Source organism: Streptomyces sp. NPDC048191 (assembly GCF_040652655.1).
Classification (GTDB): Bacteria; Actinomycetota; Actinomycetes; order Streptomycetales; family Streptomycetaceae; genus Streptomyces.
The window spans coordinates 60,268-75,493 of the sequence record NZ_JBEZMO010000011.1 but is presented as its reverse complement, the minus strand read 5'-3'; the positions used below and the strand labels follow the sequence as shown (position 1 = coordinate 75,493).

Below are 15,226 nucleotides of genomic sequence, written 5' to 3'. Positions count from 1 at the left end.
CGCTACTTGGCGTAGTTGTAGACGGTCGCCCGGGACACGCCCAGCAGGTCCGCGATGGTCTGCGCGGCGTCGCGCGAGTCGAAGTAGCCGTCGCGCTGCAACTGCCGTACGAGTGCCCTCTTTTCCTCGCGGCTCAGCGACCGTGGCGTCGCGGCGCGCTCAGCGGCATGTGCCTCGACCGCTTCGCGCAGCTCGCGCGCGTTGCGGTCCCGCAGGGTCTCCAGGGGCTGCTCGCGGTGCTCGGTGTCCGTGGCGACCAGGTTGGACAGCGCCAGCGTCACCGGTGACAGCACGGACACGTCCAGGTTCAGGCAGAGTGCCGCGATGTACTCGCCCGCGGCGTTCTTGATGCCGATGGACGTGCTCTTCGCCGGGCGGCCGTCGGGGAACTGGTTGGGGTAGTTCTGGATGACACTGGGGTAGTCGGGGTCCTCGATGCGGGCCAGGCCCAACTCCGTCGTGGAGTCCCCGACCTCGCGGCCCGAGAGGTTGTTCTCGATCGCCCTGATCGAGTGGTCCGGATCCCGCAGGTCGTGCAGGACCACTTCGCACAGGCCCGGGAACATGCGGCCCAACGCCACGGCGATCTTCTCGGCCTCGCGGATGATGTGCTCGTCGGCCTCGGCGGAGGCTGACGCGACGGTGCCGTGGCCGTCACACTCACCCTTGCCGCGGCGGTCCGGCGCCTCTCCCACGGGGACCTCCCTACATGATCTGGACTGATTGTCCAGCTCTGGATCGCCAGTCTAGGTGAGACTACCCGCTTCTCCAACAGGGCCCTCGGTGGCCGGCTCGCGGTAGATGTCGGCCAGAGCGGTGATCGTCCGTGTGATCAGGGACCGCAGTTCGGGCGGTGCCACCACCTCCGCCTCCGCGCCGAGCCGCAGCAGCAGGCCGGCGGCGTGGTCGGGTGACTCGATGGGAATCACGGCCTCGACCCGTCCGTCGGGTCCCGGCGGCCCGGCGCTGTCCTGGGCCGCGCGGGCGACCGCCGGCTCCATCAGGTCGGGCAGCTCAGCGAGGAGCCGCGGGGTCAGTCGTACGACCGCTGTCGCGTTCAGGCGGCGGGCGTCGAAGTCCGCCAGGTACGACCGCCAGTGTGCGGTCAGGTCGAAGCCGCCCGGGCGCTCGAAGGGGTCCGCGAGCACCTCGGCCCGAAGGATCTGGGAGACCCGGTACGTGCGGACGCGCCCCTGCCGGGCTGCCACCAGATACCAGCGGCCGGACTTGAGCACCAGGCCGTAGGGGTCCAGCGTCCTGGTCGACTCCTGGGGTGCCTTCCACCGCCGGTAGCGGACACGGATGCGGCGCTGCCGCCACACCGCGTCGGTCACGGCTGCCAGGTGCGGGGTGGGGTCCGCCTCGGTGTACCAGCCGGAGGTGTCCAAGTGGAACCGCTGCCCTATCTCACCGGTCCGGTCGCGGAGCTCCTCGGGCAGCGCCGCCGTCAACTTCAGCTGTGCGGTGGCGAGTACGGTGCCCAGCCCGAGGTCGGCGGCGGGTCCGGGCAGACCGGCCAGGGCGAGCGCCTCCGCCTCGTCGCGGGTCAGCCCGGTCAGGCGGGTGCGGAAACCGTCGAGCAGGCGGTAGCCGCCGTCGTGCCCGGCATCGCCGTAGAGCGGCACACCGGCCGCGGCGAGCGACTCCATGTCCCGGTAGACCGTGCGGACCGACACCTCCAGTTCGTCGGCGAGCTGCCGGGCGGTCATCCGGCCGCGGGTCTGGAGCAGCAACAGGGCGGACAGCAGTCGGCTCGCACGCATGCCGAGAGTCTGCCGTACTCCACTGACACAGGCTGTCAGGGGAGCCGGGCTAGTTTCCGGGCCGGGCGTGGGTCCCACGCACGGACACAGCGAAGGACATGTACAGATGAGCAATGCAGCCACCCGCAGGCCCGGGGCCGGGGACTTCGACTTCCTGGTGGGCACCTGGGACGTGACGAACCGGCGGCTCGTCACGCCGCTGACCGGCGGCAGCGAGTGGGACGAGTTCCCGGGCACCACGGTGTGCCACGGCACGCTGTTCGGCGGGGCCGCCAACCTCGACGAGATCAGCTTCCCGACGAAAGGGGTCACCGGCCTGACGCTCCGCCTGTTCGACCCGGTCCGCGCGCAGTGGTCCCTGAACTGGGTGAGCAGCCGTACCGGACTGCTGCAGCCGCCTGTCGTCGGCCGGTTCGACGCCGACGGCCGGGGCGAGTTCCACGGGGACGACACGCACGACGGCACCCCGGTGCGCTGCCGCTTCGTCTGGTCGCACATCACACGGGCGTCGGCCCACTGGGAGCAGGCGTTCTCGGCCGACGGCGGCCTGACCTGGGAGACCAACTGGACCATGGACTTCCGCCGGTCCGGGCAGGCTCCGGCGTGACCGAGGCGACGGCCGCACGCGAGCTCTCCGCCGGGCGGTCCGGGAGTCTCACCCTCTGGCAGGGGGCCGCGCTGTACATCGGGGCGGTCCTCGGCACCGGTGTGATCGCCCTGCCCGCGCTGGCCACCCGGGCGGCCGGGCCGGCCTCGCTGCTGGCCTGGCTGGGGCTGGTCCTGGTCTCGGTGCCGCTCGCGGCCACGTTCGCCGCGCTGGGCGCCCGCTATCCGGACGGCGGCGGTGTCTCCACCTATGTGTGGCATGCCTTCGGCTCGCGGGCCGCGGCGGTGGTCGGCTGGTGCTTCTACTTCGCCGTGCCGGCCGGTGCGCCGGCTGCGGGGATGTTCGCGGGCGCGTACGTGGCGAGCGCGCTCGGCGGTGGCCGGTACACCGTGCTGGTCACGGCGGCGGTGCTGCTGATCCTGGTGGCGGTGGCCAACGCGTTCGGTCTGACCGTCTCGGGCCGTCTGCAACTGGCGCTCGCCGTGCTGCTCGTCACGCTGCTGCTGGCGGCGGTCGGGACCGCGCTGCCGCACGCCCGCCCGCGGAACCTGCACCCGTTCGCGCCGCACGGCTGGCCGGCCGTCGGCTCCGCCGCGGCCCTGCTGGTGTGGAGCTTCGCGGGCTGGGAGGCCATCACCCACCTGGCCGCCGACTTCCGCCGCCCGGCGCGCGATCTGCCCCGCGCCACCGGCCTGGCGGTCGCCGTCGTCGGCGTGCTGTACCTCGCCGTCGCCGCCACCAGCGTCCTCGTGCTCGGCCCGGCCGCCGGCACCTCCGACGCCCCGCTGGCCGAACTGCTGGCCCTCGGCATCGGCGGTACGGTCCACGTGCTGGCCGCGGCCGCCGCGCTGCTGCTCACCCTCGGCACGATGAACGCCTACTTCGCGGGCGCGGCCCGACTGGGCGCCGCGCTCGGCCGGGACGGCGCGCTGCCCGCCTGGCTGGCCCGGGGCGGCAGCGTCGGCGAGGTACCACGCCGCAGCCTGGCGCTCGTGTCGGGGCTGTCGGGCCTCGCGCTCGCCGCCACCGCGATGGCCGGCGTGGGCCCGCAGCCGCTCGTGCTGCTCACCACCGGGTCGTTCGTGACGGTGTACGCGCTGGGTACGGCCGCCGCGCTACGGCTCCTGCCCCGCGGCGGCCTGTCCCACCGCTGCGCGCTCCTCGCTCTCGTCGCGGTCGCCGCGCTCCTGGTCATGGCGGGCTGGTACCTGCTCTGGCCGCTGCTCGTCGCGGCGAGCGCCCTGTGCTACCTGCGACGGCGGCGGACAGCAGATCTGCCTGCCGATCTGGAACCGGGCACCTGATCCCCCGTCCCGGCGGGACCCCGGCGGCTGTCCCGTTCCCCCGGGACAGGCCGCCGGCATCCGCAGGAGACGGCTACAGCGCCCGTTCCAGGCGGTCCGCCATCAGCTTGACGAAGCGGGCGGGGTCCTTCGGCTGGGCTCCCTCGGCGAGTACCGCAAGGCCGTGCAGGAGTTCGGCGGTCTCGGTGAGGTCCGTGCGGTCCTCGCGTTCCTTGTACGCCTGGTTGAGGCCCTTCACCAGCCGGTGGTCCGGGTTGAGTTCCAGGATCCGCTTGGCCCGGGGCACCTCCTGGCCCATCGCGCGGTACATGTTCTCCAGCGCGGGGGTCAGATCGCCCGCGTCGGAGACGACACAGGCCGGGGACACGGTGAGACGGGAGGACAGGCGCACCTCCTTGATGTCCTCGTCCAGCTGCTCCTTCATCCAGCCGAGCAGACCGGCGTACTCCTCGGTCTGCTTCTCCCGCTCGCCCTCGGAGGTGTCGTCGTCCTTGGCGTCGAGGTCGATGACGCCCTTGGCGACGGACCGCAGCTTCTTGCCCTCGTACTCACCGACGGCGTCCGCCCACACCTCGTCGACCGCGTCGGTGAGCAGCAGCACCTCGATGCCCCGGTCCCGGAAGGCCTCCATGTGCGGGGAGTTCTCGATGCTCTGACGGGACTCGCCGGTCAGGTAGTAGATGTCGTCCTGTCCCTCCTTCATCCGCTCCACGTAACCCTTGAGCGTGGTCAGCTCGGTGTCGTGGTGCGTGCTCGCGAACGAGGCCAGGGCGAGGATGGCATCGCGGTTGTCCGGCTCGGTGACCAGGCCCTCCTTCAGGACGGTGCCGAACTCCCGCCAGAACGTGGCGTAGCGGTCCTGGTCCTTGGCCATCATGTCCTTGACCGTGGACAGGACCTTCTTGGTGAGCCGGCGCCGCATCATCTCGATGTGGCGGTCCTGCTGGAGGATCTCGCGGGACACGTTGAGCGAGAGGTCGGCCGCGTCGACGACACCCTTGACGAACCGCAGGTAGGGCGGCAGCAGCGCCTCGCAGTCGTCCATGATGAACACGCGCCTGACGTACAGCTGCACACCGCGCCTGAAGTCCCGGGTGAACAGGTCGTGGGGGGCGTGTGCGGGGAGGAACAGCAGGGCCTGGAACTCGAAGGTGCCCTCCGCCTGGAGCCGGATCGTCTCCAGCGGATCGCGCCAGTCGTGGCCGATGTGCTTGTACAGCTCGTGGTACTCGTCGTCGGACACCTCGTCACGCGGGCGCGCCCACAGCGCCTTCATCGAGTTGAGCGTCTCGGGTTCGGGCGCCTCGTCGCTCTCCCCGGCCGCGGCGGGTGCCTCGGGCACCATCCGGATGGGCCAGGTGATGAAGTCGGAGTACCGCTTGATGATCTCCTTGATCTTCCACGCGGAGGTGTAGTCGTGGAGCTGGTTCTCCGGGTCGGCGGGCTTGAGGTGGAGGGTGACCGAGGTGCCCTGCGGCGCGTCGTCGACCGGCTCCAGCGTGTACGTGTCCTCGCCGCGCGAGGTCCAGCGGGTGCCCTTGGTCTCGCCGGCGCGCCGGGTCAGCAGGGTGACTTCGTCCGCCACCATGAAACCGGAGTAGAAACCGACACCGAACTGGCCGATGAGCCCTTCCGCCCCGGCCGCGTCCTTGGCCTCCCGGAGTTCCTGGAGGAACTTCGCGGTACCGGAGTTGGCGATGGTGCCGATGAGCTGTCCGACCTCGTCGTACGACATCCCGATGCCGTTGTCCCGCACGGTGAGGGTGCGGGTGTCCTTGTCGATGTCGATCTCGATGTGCAGATCGGACACGTCGGCGTCCAGCGTGTCGTCCCTCAGCTTCTCCAGGCGCAGCTTGTCCAGCGCGTCGGAGGAGTTGGAGACGAGCTCACGCAGGAAGACGTCCTTGTTCGAGTAGACCGAGTGGATCATCAGCTGCAGCAGCTGACGGGCCTCTACCTGAAACTCGAGCGTTTCAGTCGGCATGGTCGCGCATACCTCACAGGTGTTATCGCCGGCACTGATGCCAGCCACTGTAAAACACCATGTCAGGGCGTCGGCCTGGATACGGCCCCGGTGGCTGGATCCCGTCCCTGCGGCCTGGCCGGCATCGAGTTCATTACCTGGCAGGTCATCGACCACGGAACGCCCCGGCGGCAGCATGGTCGACGTCAGCAGCAAGCCAACCAGCCGGAAGGACACGCGATGTCGGCCTACGCGATCGCCCATCTCCAGGAAGCGGCCCCGCACCCGGAGATCGCCGAGTACATGGCGCGGGTCACCGCCACGTTCGAGCCGTACGGCGGCCGGTTCCTCGTGCACGGCGCGGCGCACGAGGTGAAGGAGGGCGCGTGGCCCGGCCACGTCGTCGTGATCGGTTTCCCCTCGATGGACCGGGCGCGCGCCTGGTGGGACTCAGACGCGTACCAGGCCATCGCGCCCCTGCGTGCGCGGCACATCGAGGGCGACATCATCCTGGTTCCGGGCGTGAGCGAGGACTACGACGCGACCGTCACCGCCCGGAGCATGCTGGAAGCCCTGTCCGCCGCCCGCTAGGACGGGACGCCCGGGGCAGCGGCAGCGCTCAGCAGCTCATCGTCCAGGTGTGGGAGCCGCCCTGGTCGTTCGCGGCGGCGTTGTGGCCGACCTCCTGGCCCGGGGCCAGACAGAGGGTCACATGGCCGGACAGTTCGCGGCCGGAGTAGATCCGGACGTGGTCCTTCACGCCGGGTCCGGAGATGCCGTGGTTCGCCCAGGAGGAGTCGTGCCCGGCCATGTCGCCCTCCCACCAGTGGTCGTCACCGCTGTGCTCGATCTTCAGTCCCTGGAAATCGACGTCGGTCCACACACAGAAAAGTCCTTTCGAGGTGTGTGTCACCCGAGGTGTGTGTCACCCGAGGTGCGACACGTCGGTGTCGTCGGCGTCGTCGAGTTCATGGACGACGGGTCAGGAGCGCAGTGGCCTCGTTGACGGCACGCACCCGCAGCCGTCGCCACTCGGCGATCTGGGTGCGGTGCCGGGCGCGGACCTCAGCCAGGGAGTGGTGGGTCGCGGTGGCCTCGGGGCCGAGGTTGTCGACGACCACCGAGGTGCGGAACCAGCGGACCTGGTCGCCGTACAGCCGCCGTTGGGCGGCCGCGAGACAGCCGTCGGTGTGGGCGCGCACCACATAGCCGGTGGGCAGGCGCAGGGACAGTTCGGCGGGTCCGGCCCCGAACAGCGCGGCGTCGACGCGCCGTTGCTCGGCGGTCGAGGGTGCGGGGCCGCCGGGGCGGGGCGGGGCGGGGCGAGACCCCGGTGGACGAGGCAGTCGTCGGTGAGTGGCCGGGTGGCGGCCCTGACCACGTCGTCCGCGGTGGGCCGGGGCGAGGTGTCCGCCCTGGTGGTGCAGGCGCTCAGGGAGAGGCCGAGGAACAGGAACGCGGCACCGGCCGTCGTGAGAGGTCGCATCTCGGTTTCAGCCCGGCCGGCGTCCCATCGTGGTGTCACTGACGCCGTCGAACTCCCGGTCTCGCTCCCAGGAGTTGGCGTAGTCGTCGGTGCGGATCGCACGGTACAGGCAGCCGCCGGGCTGATGGCTGATCGCGTAGACGGTGACGGCGGCGTGCGAGTCGAAGGAGTACGCGCGCCCTTTCACGCGGGGGCCGAAGGCCGCGGCCGGCGCGGACATGATCACGAGGGGACGCATGGCCAGGGCATGCCCGAGCCCTCGGGAGCCCATGCGGCACCGGCGCCCGGTTCACCACTTCCGGCGATCATGGAGCGAAGAAGGCCGGAGAACGCGCTCGCGCACGCGGTCGCAGCGGCGGCCGGGTGCGCGACACGGGGTTCCGGAAGGCGTGGAACCGAAGGCCTTCACTGCGCGCCGAGTTGCCTCATCTGCGACAGGACGTCGACGATGCCCCAGATCTCGGCGATCCGGCCGCTCTCGAAACGGAAGACGAACATCTCGCCGTAGCTGACGGACCTGCCGGTCGGCGCCAGTCCCCGGAACTCGCCCAGGTGGGTCCCGGTCACCGTGTTCCTGGTCGCCATCCTGTCCCCCTCGGCGATGACGTCCTCGACCGCGACATGGATGTCAGGAAACGCGCGCAGGAGCACGGTCCACACGTCCTTGAGCGCCCGTGCCCCCGTCGTGCCCGTCGGTACCGGTGCGTGGAACAGCACGTCCGGCTTGACGAATTCGTCGATGGCCTTCGCGACGACCTCCGCATCGCCGCTGTTCACGGCGTCGTGGAAGCGCGTGGCGGTCTCCTTGTTGCGCGTCACTTCATCTGTGGACACAGGGTCTCTCCTCGGTCCGGTTCGTGGTGGCACACCTATGACGAAACAGGCCGCAGCGCTGTGACATGACCGGGCGTCGGCGGGTCAACTCCCGTTCCTCCAGTCTTACTTCACCCCTTGACTGAAATGGTCCATACCTTTAGGTTGCAGCCCGGTCCCTTCCCTCCCCCACGCGAAAGGCCACCCCCCACCCATGGCCATATCCCGTCCGACGGCCGTCTTCACCGCCGCCCTCGGCCTGTCCGCCTGTCTGCTCACCGCCGCCCCCAGCCACGCCGCCGACGACGCCGTCGTCGGCAGATGGAGCACGCTCGCCCGCGGCAGCGAGACGGCACAGTCCGCCTTCGTGGTGAGCGAGGCGCAGTTCGACCAGATGTTCCCGAACCGGAATCCCTTCTACACCTACAGCGGGCTCACCGCGGCCCTGAGCGCCTACCCCGGCTTCGCGGGCACCGGCAGCGACACCGTGAAGAAGCAGGAAGCCGCGGCCTTCCTGGCCAACGTCAGCCACGAGACCGGCGGCCTGGTGCACGTCGTCGAGCAGAACACCGCCAACTACCCCACCTACTGCGACTGGAGCCAGCCCTACGGCTGCCCCGCCGGTCAGGCCGCCTACTACGGACGCGGACCCCTGCAACTGTCCTGGAACTTCAACTACAAGGCCGCCGGCGACGCACTGGGCATCGACCTCCTGAACAACCCCTGGCAGGTGGAGAACAACGCCTCCGTCGCCTGGAAGACCGGCCTGTGGTACTGGAACACCCAGTCCGGCCCGGGCACCATGACCCCGCACAACGCCATCGTCAACGGCGCCGGATTCGGCCAGACCATCCGCAGCATCAACGGCTCCCTGGAATGCGACGGCAAGAACCCTGCCCAGGTCCAGAGCCGCGTCGACGCCTACCAGCGCTTCACCCAGATCCTCGGCGTCCCCCCGGGCGGCAACCTCTACTGCTGACCGGGCCCCTCCGGATCCGTCCCCCGCGCTCAAGCATCAGGAGTTGACGTGCGCATCCCCCTGTCCCGTGCGAGGAAGTCCCGTTCCCCGGCGTCAGCCGGCGGTCGTCCACGGCGCCTGCGCCGTTCCGCCCCGGCCGCGGCGGTGTCCGCGGCGGCCGCGCTGGCCCTCACCGTGGCGGTCCCGGGCCGCGCCGACGCCGCCGTACTGCAGTTGCTGCCGCAGAACGCCGACGGCCTGGAACAGACCTTCTCCCCCGCCTACGACTACGACGGCGACGGCTGCTACGCCACCGCCGCCATCGGCGCCGACGGCACGATCAACCCCGGTCTGGCGCTCGGCGGCGACGTCAACGGCCACTGCCACGACTACGCCCAACTCGCCAACGCCAACACCTACTCGCGCGAGAAGTGCGACAACGGCTGGTGCGCCGTGGTGTACGCCAGTTACTTCGAGAAGGACCAGGCGACCTACGGCCCGTTGGCCATCGGCCACACCCACGACTGGGAGCACGTGGTGGTGTGGATCAACGACAACGAGGTGCGGTACGTCTCGGTGTCCCAGCACACCGGTTACCAGGTGGCCGACCGTTCCTCCATCCGTTTCGACGGCACCCACCCGAAGGTCGTCTACCACAAGGACGGCCTCTCGACCCACGACTTCCGCTTCGCCAACAGCAACGACGAGCCGCCCGAGAACGTGACCGGCGGCTGGTTCTACCCCCGTCTGGTGGGCTGGGAGGGCTATCCTCCGGGCTTCCGGGACAAGCTGATGAGCGCCGACTTCGGCGAGGCCACCATCAAGATCAAGGACGGGGACTTCCAGTCCGGGCTGGCGAACTCCATGCCCTCGGGAATCCCCTTCGACCCGCATGCCTGATCGCGGCCGCCGATCCCCCTCGCGGCGCGCCGGGAGGGGGATATCCCTTTGAGGATCGCGGGGGCAGAGCCATAGGGTCACCGGCATGTCCCTGCGCCTTCACATGCGTCAAGCCCTGCGGGAAGCGATGCGTGCCCGCGACAAGGTCTCCGTGAGCGCCCTGCGTTCGGCCCTCGCCGCCCTGGACAACGCCGAGGCCGTGCCGGTGGGCGCGTCCGAGCTGCGCGGCTCGGCTCTCGAACAGGTGCCGGTCGGCGTCGGGACCTCGGAGGCCGCACGGCGTGAGCTGAGCGAGCGGAACATCACCGACATCGTGCGGGCCGAAGCCGAGGAACGGCTCACGCTCGCGGGACGGTTCACCGCGCCCGCGCAGGCCGACCGGGCCGCGCGGCTGCGTGCGGAGGCCGCCGTACTGCTCCGGGTCCTCGACGGGCCCGGCACGCTGGACTGAGCACTCGGCGGTCCCGCTCCCGGGACCGCCGAGTTCCTCGTCGCCTCACGAAGTCTCGCGCAGCGACAACGCCACCTGTGCTCCGATGTCCGCCGTGCGCGGCACACCGGCCGGGACACCGGTCCTGGTCACATCCGGCTCTCCTGGTCTGCTTCCGGTGCGGGCTGGTGCGTGGTGAACATGTCCCTCGGACCCGGGGCGCCCCCATCCTGGCGGGCCAGTCCTGTTTCGCGCAGGAGGGCCCAGGCGTCCGCGACGGGGCCCATGTGTCCGAGCTTGTCGGGATTGCTGACCGCGCGGATCGTCTGGACCTGCCCGTCGAGGACCTCGACGGTCCAGGTGTTGACGACCTTGCCGTCGCGGTCGCGGAAGACCGCCCCGGGACGGCCGTTGATCCACTGCGGCTCCACGCGTCCGCCGATGCCGAGGAACGGCGGCACGAACATGCCGAGCATCCGGCGCACCTGCTCGGCACCGAAGACTCCCTGGGCGAACTGCGGAGCCTTGCCACCGCTGTCCGCGACGATCGACACGTCGCCGGCGAGCAGATCCCGCAGCCCGTCGAGATCGCCCTCCTTCAGGGCGTCGAAGAAGCGTTCGGCGAGTTCGTCGCGCTCCTTCCGGTCGGCCTCGAAGCGGGGCCTGCCCGCCTCCATGTGGCGCCGCGCGCGTACGGCGAGCTGACGGCAGGCCGCCTCGGAGCGCCCCACGGCCGAGGCGATCTCGGGAAAGCCGAACGCGAACACGTCCCGCAGCACGAAGACCGCCCGTTCGAGCGGGCTGAGCCGCTCCAGCAGGAGCAGGGACGCCATGGACAGCGAGTCGGCCAGCTCCGCCGAGTGCTCCGGGTCCTGGTAGGGGTCGGTCAGCAGCGGCTCGGGGAACCAGGGTCCGACGTACTCCTCGCGCCGCACCCGGGCGGAGCGCAGCACGTCGATCGAGATCCGGGTGACCGTGGCCGAGAGGAACGCCCTGGCCGACACCGGCCGGGTCGCGGAGAGGTCGTAGCGCACCCAGGTCTCCTGGACCGCGTCCTCGGCCTCGGTCACGCTGCCCAGGATCCGGTAGGCGATCGAGAACAGCAGCGGCCGCAGCTCCTCGAACTCCTCGACCCGGTTCACGCGAGCCCCTCCTTGAAGCCCTGACGCCAGGAGGGATAGCTCAGCTCCCAGCCGAGCTCCCGCTTGGCCTTGGCGTTGGAGAAGCCGCGGCCCTCGGTCATCATCGTCACCACCACCGGCCCGGCCAGCAGCCGGGCCAGCCACTTCGGCACCCGCATCGGTGGCTTGGCCCCCGTGCACCGTGCCAGGTACGGCAGCCATGCGCTCGCCGGTGCGGGGTCGTCGTCCACGATGTTGAACACGCCCCTGGCCTTCTGCTCCACGGCGAGGACGGTGGCGCTCGCCGCGTCGTCGAGGTGTACCCACGAGGCGTACCCGCCGCCGTCACCGACCAGCGGGAACTGCCGCTTGCGGATGAGTTCGACCTGGTCGTCGGTGGCGCCCGGGCCGTAGAACCCGCCGTAGCGCAGCACCGCGCCGCCCGCCCCGACGACCGACTCCTCGACGTGCCGCAGCGCCGCCATCGCCACGTACGCGGGCGTCCCCTCGTACAGGTCCAGCGGGTCGTCCTCGGTCTTCACCCATCCATCCCGCCGTATTCCGTTCCAGTTGGCGTAGCCCTGGGCGACGAAGTGCGGTACGCCGGTCGCCTCGGCCGCGGCGAGCAGATGATCGGTCCCCTCGGTGCGCAGCCGGATGGTGGGCTCGGCCCAACGGTCGAAGTGCTTCAGATCGGGCTTGCCGGCGTGCGCGGGGCTGATCCCGGTCATCTGGTGCACGATCACATCCGGCCGGGCGGCCGCGACCGCCTGGCCGACGGACGCCGCGTCCAGTCCGTCCATGACGACACCGTCCGCGCCGAGCCTCTGCAGTTGACCGAGCTTGGCCGCACTCGTCGTCGTGGCCGTCACCTGGTGGCCGTGGGCCACGAGCCGCGGTACGAGCCGCCGCCCCAGAACTCCCGTACCGCCTGCCACGAACACGCGCATGACCATCACCTTCCTGATCCCGAAGTCGTTCTCCGGGATCAGGACGAGACAGCCCCGCCGGTTGTGACATGGGGGCGGTGATCCGCCCTACTTCAGGATGTTGACCGCCCGGGCGACCACGAGGACCACGGTCACCAGGGACACCGACGACTGCAGCATCATCAGCATCTTCGCCCACCGGGACAGCGGCATCACGTCGGTCGGGCTGAAGGCGGTGGCGTTGGTGAAGGAGAGGTAGAGGTAGTCCGGGAACGCCGGTTCCCAGTCCGGCGGGGCCACCTCCGGGCTCTGCATCTGCACGAAGAGGAAGTCGGCGTACTGGTGCTGTCCCCGGACCCGGGCCATGGGGCCGCCGCGGTCCCACTCCCAGTACCACAGGGCGAAGACGATGACGTTCGTCAGCCAGATGACACCACCGGTCAACAGCAGCGGGACCGCGCCGTCTCCCCCGCGGCCGCTCACCAGATCCCCCACGAGCCGGACGGCCGCCCAGCCGTTGGCCAGACTGATGACACCGGCGAGCCCCAGGCCCAGGTACCGCAGCCACTGTGTACGGGGCTCCACGCGCCGGGGATTGGCCGCGATCAGTCCGGCCAGCAGCACCAGCTCCAGCGCGGGCAGGGCCCAGACCGGGCGCAGGAGGACGAGCCGGTGGGGCAGGCTCAGCTGCAGGGCGACGGCGGCCAGGATCACCGCCGTCACCGTCCAGCGCGGCTCACCACGCGTCGCCCGGCGCCAGGCGGGGACCAGTTCGCGTTCGCCGCTCTCCAGCAGCCGCTCGATCCGGGCCGGCCGGCCCTCCGCGTCGTCCATGTCGTCGTTCATGACGAGGATTGTCCCGGCCGGGTGCGCGCCGCCGGGAACCGGGACTCCGCCGCGCACGGCCGGCGGGTGTGCCGGCGTGGTCCTCGGGCTGTCCGCGCGGGCGCGTCCGCCTCCCTTCTCGTGGCAGGCGAACCGTTCGTGGCGTGGCGGGCGCGGCACCGGCATCATCGGCACGGCGAGGTTGGCGCGGAGCGCGGCCATCGGCGGGGCGGGGCGCCCCCGGCACCCGTGTCTCGGTCCCCTCAGCCGGAGGAGGCCGCGACGACGAGGCCGGAGCCGATCAGCACGACGCCGGTCGTTCGGCCGAGGGCGCCGCCGACGCGTGGCCCGCGCAGGAGCGGACCGGCCTTGGACAGCAGCACCACACAGCTGCCGAGCCAGGCGACGGTGAGGGCGGCGTGCAGGAGGACGAGGAGGGCCATCGCCCAGGCGCGCGGCAGGTGCGGCGGGGCCAGCGTGGGCAGCAGCCCGGTGGAGAAGACGGCGATCTTCGGATTGAGGACGTTGCTGATCAGGCCCGTCCGCCAGGGGCCGCGGGCCGCGGCCGGGGGCGCGTCCGCCTCTGTCGGCCTCAGGGCTCGCGGTGCTCGTGGGCCGCCTGCTCCAGCGCCTCGGCCTCCGCCTGGGCCACGCGGGTCTCGGCCGCCACGTCGATCGAGCGGGTCAGCCACCAGTACAGCAGCGCGGCGACCGGGAGTCCGATGAACAGCGAGATGTCGGCTCCGCCCAGCGCCTTGGCGGCGGGACCGACGTACAGGGTGCCGACGGAGAAGAAGGGGATCATGGCGGCGAAGCCGACCAGGTAGGAGATGATGCCGTGCCATCCCCAACGGCCGTAGATGCCGTGCGGGTTGAAGATCTCCGCGATGGCGTAGTGCCCGCGGCGCACCACGTAGTAGTCCATGAGGTTCACGGAGGTCCACGGGATGAACAGGTAGAGCACCAGCAGCAGGAAGTTGTTGAAGTTCTCCAGGAAGTTGGAGGTCGCGGCCAGGGCGCCGATCAGGGAGAGCGCGGCGGTCAGCCCGATGGTCAGCAGGCGGACGCCGAGTGTCGGGCGCACGCGCTTGAACGAGTCGATGCCGCTGATCAGGGTCAGCGAACCGCCGTACATGTTCAGCGCGGTGACGGACACCAGGCCCAGCGCGGCGAAGAGCAGCACGACGGCGCCGAAGCCGCTGAACACCTTGTCGCCGGCGGCGTTGATCGACCTGATGGTGTCGAAGCCCTTGCCCGCCCAGGCGGCGAGCAGCGTGCCCAGCACCATCAGCCAGATGCCGCCGAGCGCGGAGCCGAAGTAGGTCCAGTAGAAGGTCTTGCGGACCGTGACGTCCGGCGGGAGGTAGCGCGAGTAGTCGGAGACGTAGATGGCCCAGCTGATCTGGTAGCCGGCGACCACGCCGAACTGTGCGAGGAACGGGGTCCATCTGAAGGCGCCGAGGTCGAAGGAGCCCGCCGGGTAGTGGAGGGTGACGAGCACACCGACGGTGAAGACGCCGAAGACGATCAGGAAGGTGTACGTCAGGAGCCGCTCGGCCTTGTGGATGATGTCGTAGCCCACCAGCGCGACGACCAGGGCCACCACGGTGACCACGACCACCCACAGCTTGACGCTGCCGTGCAGGGTGGTGTGCAGGGAGTCGGCGGCCAGGATGCTGTTGAAGACGTTGAATCCCGCGTACTGCACATAGGCGAAGAGCCATACCAGGAGGGCGCCGACATAGCCGAACTGGGGGCGTGACTGGATCATCTGCGGCAGGCCCAGCTGGGGGCCCTGTGCCGAGTGGAAGGCCATGAAGAAGGTGCCGATGACCGTGCCGGCGACGATGGCCAGCAGGGACCAGATGAGGTTGCCGCCCTCGGTGATGCTGATCAGTCCCACGGCGAGGGTCGCGATCTGGGCGTTGGACATGAACCACAGCGGGCCCAGATGCCAGAGCTTGCCGTGCCGCTCGTTCAGCGGGACGTAGTCGATGGACCTGACCTCCAGGCCGGACACCCTGGGCTCCGCTGATGTGCTCATGACGCCTCCCGGCGGCCGGTCTGCCTCTGGGACACATTGTTGTCCTACGTGGGCGCCGTGACGAGTGGTGTGCAGCGTGCGGT

17 protein-coding genes and 1 pseudogene are annotated in these 15,226 nt (G+C 70.5%); 6 read left to right on the top strand and 12 right to left on the bottom strand.

Annotated elements, in window-relative coordinates; all coding sequences use genetic code 11:
- Positions 1-2: 2 nt before the first annotated feature.
- Together AB0D93_RS19785 and AB0D93_RS19780 are read right to left on the bottom strand one after the other, a co-directional pair.
- Positions 3-608, bottom strand: coding sequence for a PAS domain-containing protein (locus AB0D93_RS19785; protein WP_362121141.1), 606 nt, complete (start codon positions 606-608; stop codon positions 3-5).
- 138 nt (positions 609-746) lie between these two features.
- Positions 747-1,763 (bottom strand): WYL domain-containing protein, encoded by a 1,017-nt coding sequence (locus tag AB0D93_RS19780; RefSeq protein ID WP_362120960.1) that lies wholly within the window; start codon positions 1,761-1,763, stop codon positions 747-749.
- A 106-nt stretch (positions 1,764-1,869) separates the two neighbouring features.
- Between AB0D93_RS19780 and AB0D93_RS19775 the strand changes: the two genes are divergently transcribed.
- Both AB0D93_RS19775 and AB0D93_RS19770 read left to right on the top strand, forming a co-directional pair.
- Positions 1,870-2,370 carry a hypothetical protein gene (locus AB0D93_RS19775; RefSeq protein ID WP_362120959.1) on the top strand — a complete coding sequence of 167 codons (501 nt, stop codon included), beginning with the start codon at positions 1,870-1,872 and terminating at the stop codon, positions 2,368-2,370.
- Complete coding sequence (locus AB0D93_RS19770; protein WP_362120958.1) at positions 2,367-3,674, top strand: amino acid permease; 1,308 nt, start codon at positions 2,367-2,369, stop codon at positions 3,672-3,674. Before AB0D93_RS19775 ends, AB0D93_RS19770 begins: the two co-directional genes overlap by 4 nt.
- Positions 3,675-3,747: 73 nt before the next feature.
- Here AB0D93_RS19770 and htpG read toward each other — a convergent pair whose 3' ends face one another.
- Complete coding sequence (gene htpG, locus AB0D93_RS19765) at positions 3,748-5,658, bottom strand: molecular chaperone HtpG (protein WP_362120957.1); 1,911 nt, start codon at positions 5,656-5,658, stop codon at positions 3,748-3,750.
- Positions 5,659-5,877: 219 nt separating this feature from the next.
- On the opposite strand from htpG, the gene AB0D93_RS19760 reads away from it, so the two are divergent.
- Positions 5,878-6,228 carry a DUF1330 domain-containing protein gene (locus AB0D93_RS19760; RefSeq protein ID WP_362120956.1) on the top strand — a complete coding sequence of 117 codons (351 nt, stop codon included), beginning with the start codon at positions 5,878-5,880 and terminating at the stop codon, positions 6,226-6,228.
- A gap of 28 nt (positions 6,229-6,256) precedes the next feature.
- On the opposite strand, the pseudogene AB0D93_RS19755 reads toward AB0D93_RS19760, so the two are convergent.
- From AB0D93_RS19755 to AB0D93_RS19740, 4 genes and pseudogenes are all read right to left on the bottom strand, one after another.
- Positions 6,257-6,532, bottom strand: a pseudogene (locus AB0D93_RS19755) (peptidase inhibitor family I36 protein); the annotation flags it as partial.
- Positions 6,533-6,605: 73 nt separating this feature from the next.
- Positions 6,606-6,839, bottom strand: a complete 234-nt coding sequence (locus AB0D93_RS19750; protein ID WP_362120955.1) for a hypothetical protein — start codon at positions 6,837-6,839, stop codon at positions 6,606-6,608.
- Between the two features lie 291 nt (positions 6,840-7,130).
- Positions 7,131-7,361, bottom strand: coding sequence for a hypothetical protein (locus AB0D93_RS19745; RefSeq protein WP_362120954.1), 231 nt, complete (start codon positions 7,359-7,361; stop codon positions 7,131-7,133).
- Between the two features lie 167 nt (positions 7,362-7,528).
- Positions 7,529-7,957, bottom strand: a complete 429-nt coding sequence (locus AB0D93_RS19740) for an ester cyclase (protein ID WP_362120953.1) — start codon at positions 7,955-7,957, stop codon at positions 7,529-7,531.
- 193 nt (positions 7,958-8,150) lie between these two features.
- On the opposite strand from AB0D93_RS19740, the gene AB0D93_RS19735 reads away from it, so the two are divergent.
- The 3 genes from AB0D93_RS19735 (at position 8,151) to AB0D93_RS19725 (ending at position 10,245) form a co-directional block, all read left to right on the top strand.
- Positions 8,151-8,915, top strand: a complete 765-nt coding sequence (locus tag AB0D93_RS19735; protein ID WP_362120952.1) for a chitinase — start codon at positions 8,151-8,153, stop codon at positions 8,913-8,915.
- A 144-nt stretch (positions 8,916-9,059) separates the two neighbouring features.
- Entirely contained in the window at positions 9,060-9,794 is a 735-nt protein-coding gene (locus AB0D93_RS19730; protein WP_362121139.1) for an NPP1 family protein, read from the top strand.
- 127 nt (positions 9,795-9,921) lie between these two features.
- Positions 9,922-10,245 carry a hypothetical protein gene (locus tag AB0D93_RS19725; protein WP_362121137.1) on the top strand — a complete coding sequence of 108 codons (324 nt, stop codon included), beginning with the start codon at positions 9,922-9,924 and terminating at the stop codon, positions 10,243-10,245.
- Between the two features lie 128 nt (positions 10,246-10,373).
- Here AB0D93_RS19725 and AB0D93_RS19720 read toward each other — a convergent pair whose 3' ends face one another.
- From AB0D93_RS19720 to AB0D93_RS19700, 5 genes are all read right to left on the bottom strand, one after another.
- On the bottom strand, positions 10,374-11,366 hold the full coding sequence (locus AB0D93_RS19720; protein ID WP_362120951.1) for an RNA polymerase sigma-70 factor: 993 nt from the start codon (positions 11,364-11,366) through the stop codon (positions 10,374-10,376).
- A complete protein-coding gene (locus AB0D93_RS19715) occupies positions 11,363-12,301 on the bottom strand; it encodes an NAD(P)-dependent oxidoreductase (RefSeq protein WP_362120950.1) in 939 nt (312 codons plus the stop codon). The genes AB0D93_RS19720 and AB0D93_RS19715 overlap by 4 nt, the downstream gene beginning before the upstream one ends.
- An 81-nt stretch (positions 12,302-12,382) precedes the next feature.
- Positions 12,383-13,120: a hypothetical protein gene (locus tag AB0D93_RS19710; protein ID WP_362120949.1), complete on the bottom strand. Its 738-nt coding sequence runs from the start codon at positions 13,118-13,120 to the stop codon at positions 12,383-12,385.
- Between the two features lie 242 nt (positions 13,121-13,362).
- On the bottom strand, positions 13,363-13,542 hold the full coding sequence (locus AB0D93_RS19705) for a hypothetical protein (protein WP_362120948.1): 180 nt from the start codon (positions 13,540-13,542) through the stop codon (positions 13,363-13,365).
- 149 nt (positions 13,543-13,691) lie between these two features.
- The gene (locus AB0D93_RS19700; protein ID WP_362120947.1) at positions 13,692-15,143 is read right to left on the bottom strand and encodes a cytosine permease; all 1,452 of its coding nucleotides are present in this window, start codon (positions 15,141-15,143) and stop codon (positions 13,692-13,694) included.
- Positions 15,144-15,226 lie beyond the last annotated feature (83 nt).

What these genes read in the sequence shown, in the direction of transcription:
- AB0D93_RS19700 (WP_362120947.1), bottom strand. Translation starts at nt 15,143, where the DNA reads ATGAGCACATCAGCGGAGCCCAGGGTGTCCGGCCTGGAGGTCAGGTCC.
- AB0D93_RS19715 (WP_362120950.1), bottom strand. Translation starts at nt 12,301, where the DNA reads ATGGTCATGCGCGTGTTCGTGGCAGGCGGTACGGGAGTTCTGGGGCGG.
- AB0D93_RS19780 (WP_362120960.1), bottom strand. Translation starts at nt 1,763, where the DNA reads ATGCGTGCGAGCCGACTGCTGTCCGCCCTGTTGCTGCTCCAGACCCGC.
- AB0D93_RS19760 (WP_362120956.1), top strand. Translation starts at nt 5,878, where the DNA reads ATGTCGGCCTACGCGATCGCCCATCTCCAGGAAGCGGCCCCGCACCCG.
- AB0D93_RS19735 (WP_362120952.1), top strand. Translation starts at nt 8,151, where the DNA reads ATGGCCATATCCCGTCCGACGGCCGTCTTCACCGCCGCCCTCGGCCTG.
- AB0D93_RS19705 (WP_362120948.1), bottom strand. Translation starts at nt 13,542, where the DNA reads ATGGCCCTCCTCGTCCTCCTGCACGCCGCCCTCACCGTCGCCTGGCTC.
- AB0D93_RS19710 (WP_362120949.1), bottom strand. Translation starts at nt 13,120, where the DNA reads ATGAACGACGACATGGACGACGCGGAGGGCCGGCCGGCCCGGATCGAG.
- AB0D93_RS19745 (WP_362120954.1), bottom strand. Translation starts at nt 7,361, where the DNA reads ATGCGTCCCCTCGTGATCATGTCCGCGCCGGCCGCGGCCTTCGGCCCC.
- htpG (WP_362120957.1), bottom strand. Translation starts at nt 5,658, where the DNA reads ATGCCGACTGAAACGCTCGAGTTTCAGGTAGAGGCCCGTCAGCTGCTG.
- AB0D93_RS19775 (WP_362120959.1), top strand. Translation starts at nt 1,870, where the DNA reads ATGAGCAATGCAGCCACCCGCAGGCCCGGGGCCGGGGACTTCGACTTC.
- AB0D93_RS19725 (WP_362121137.1), top strand. Translation starts at nt 9,922, where the DNA reads ATGCGTGCCCGCGACAAGGTCTCCGTGAGCGCCCTGCGTTCGGCCCTC.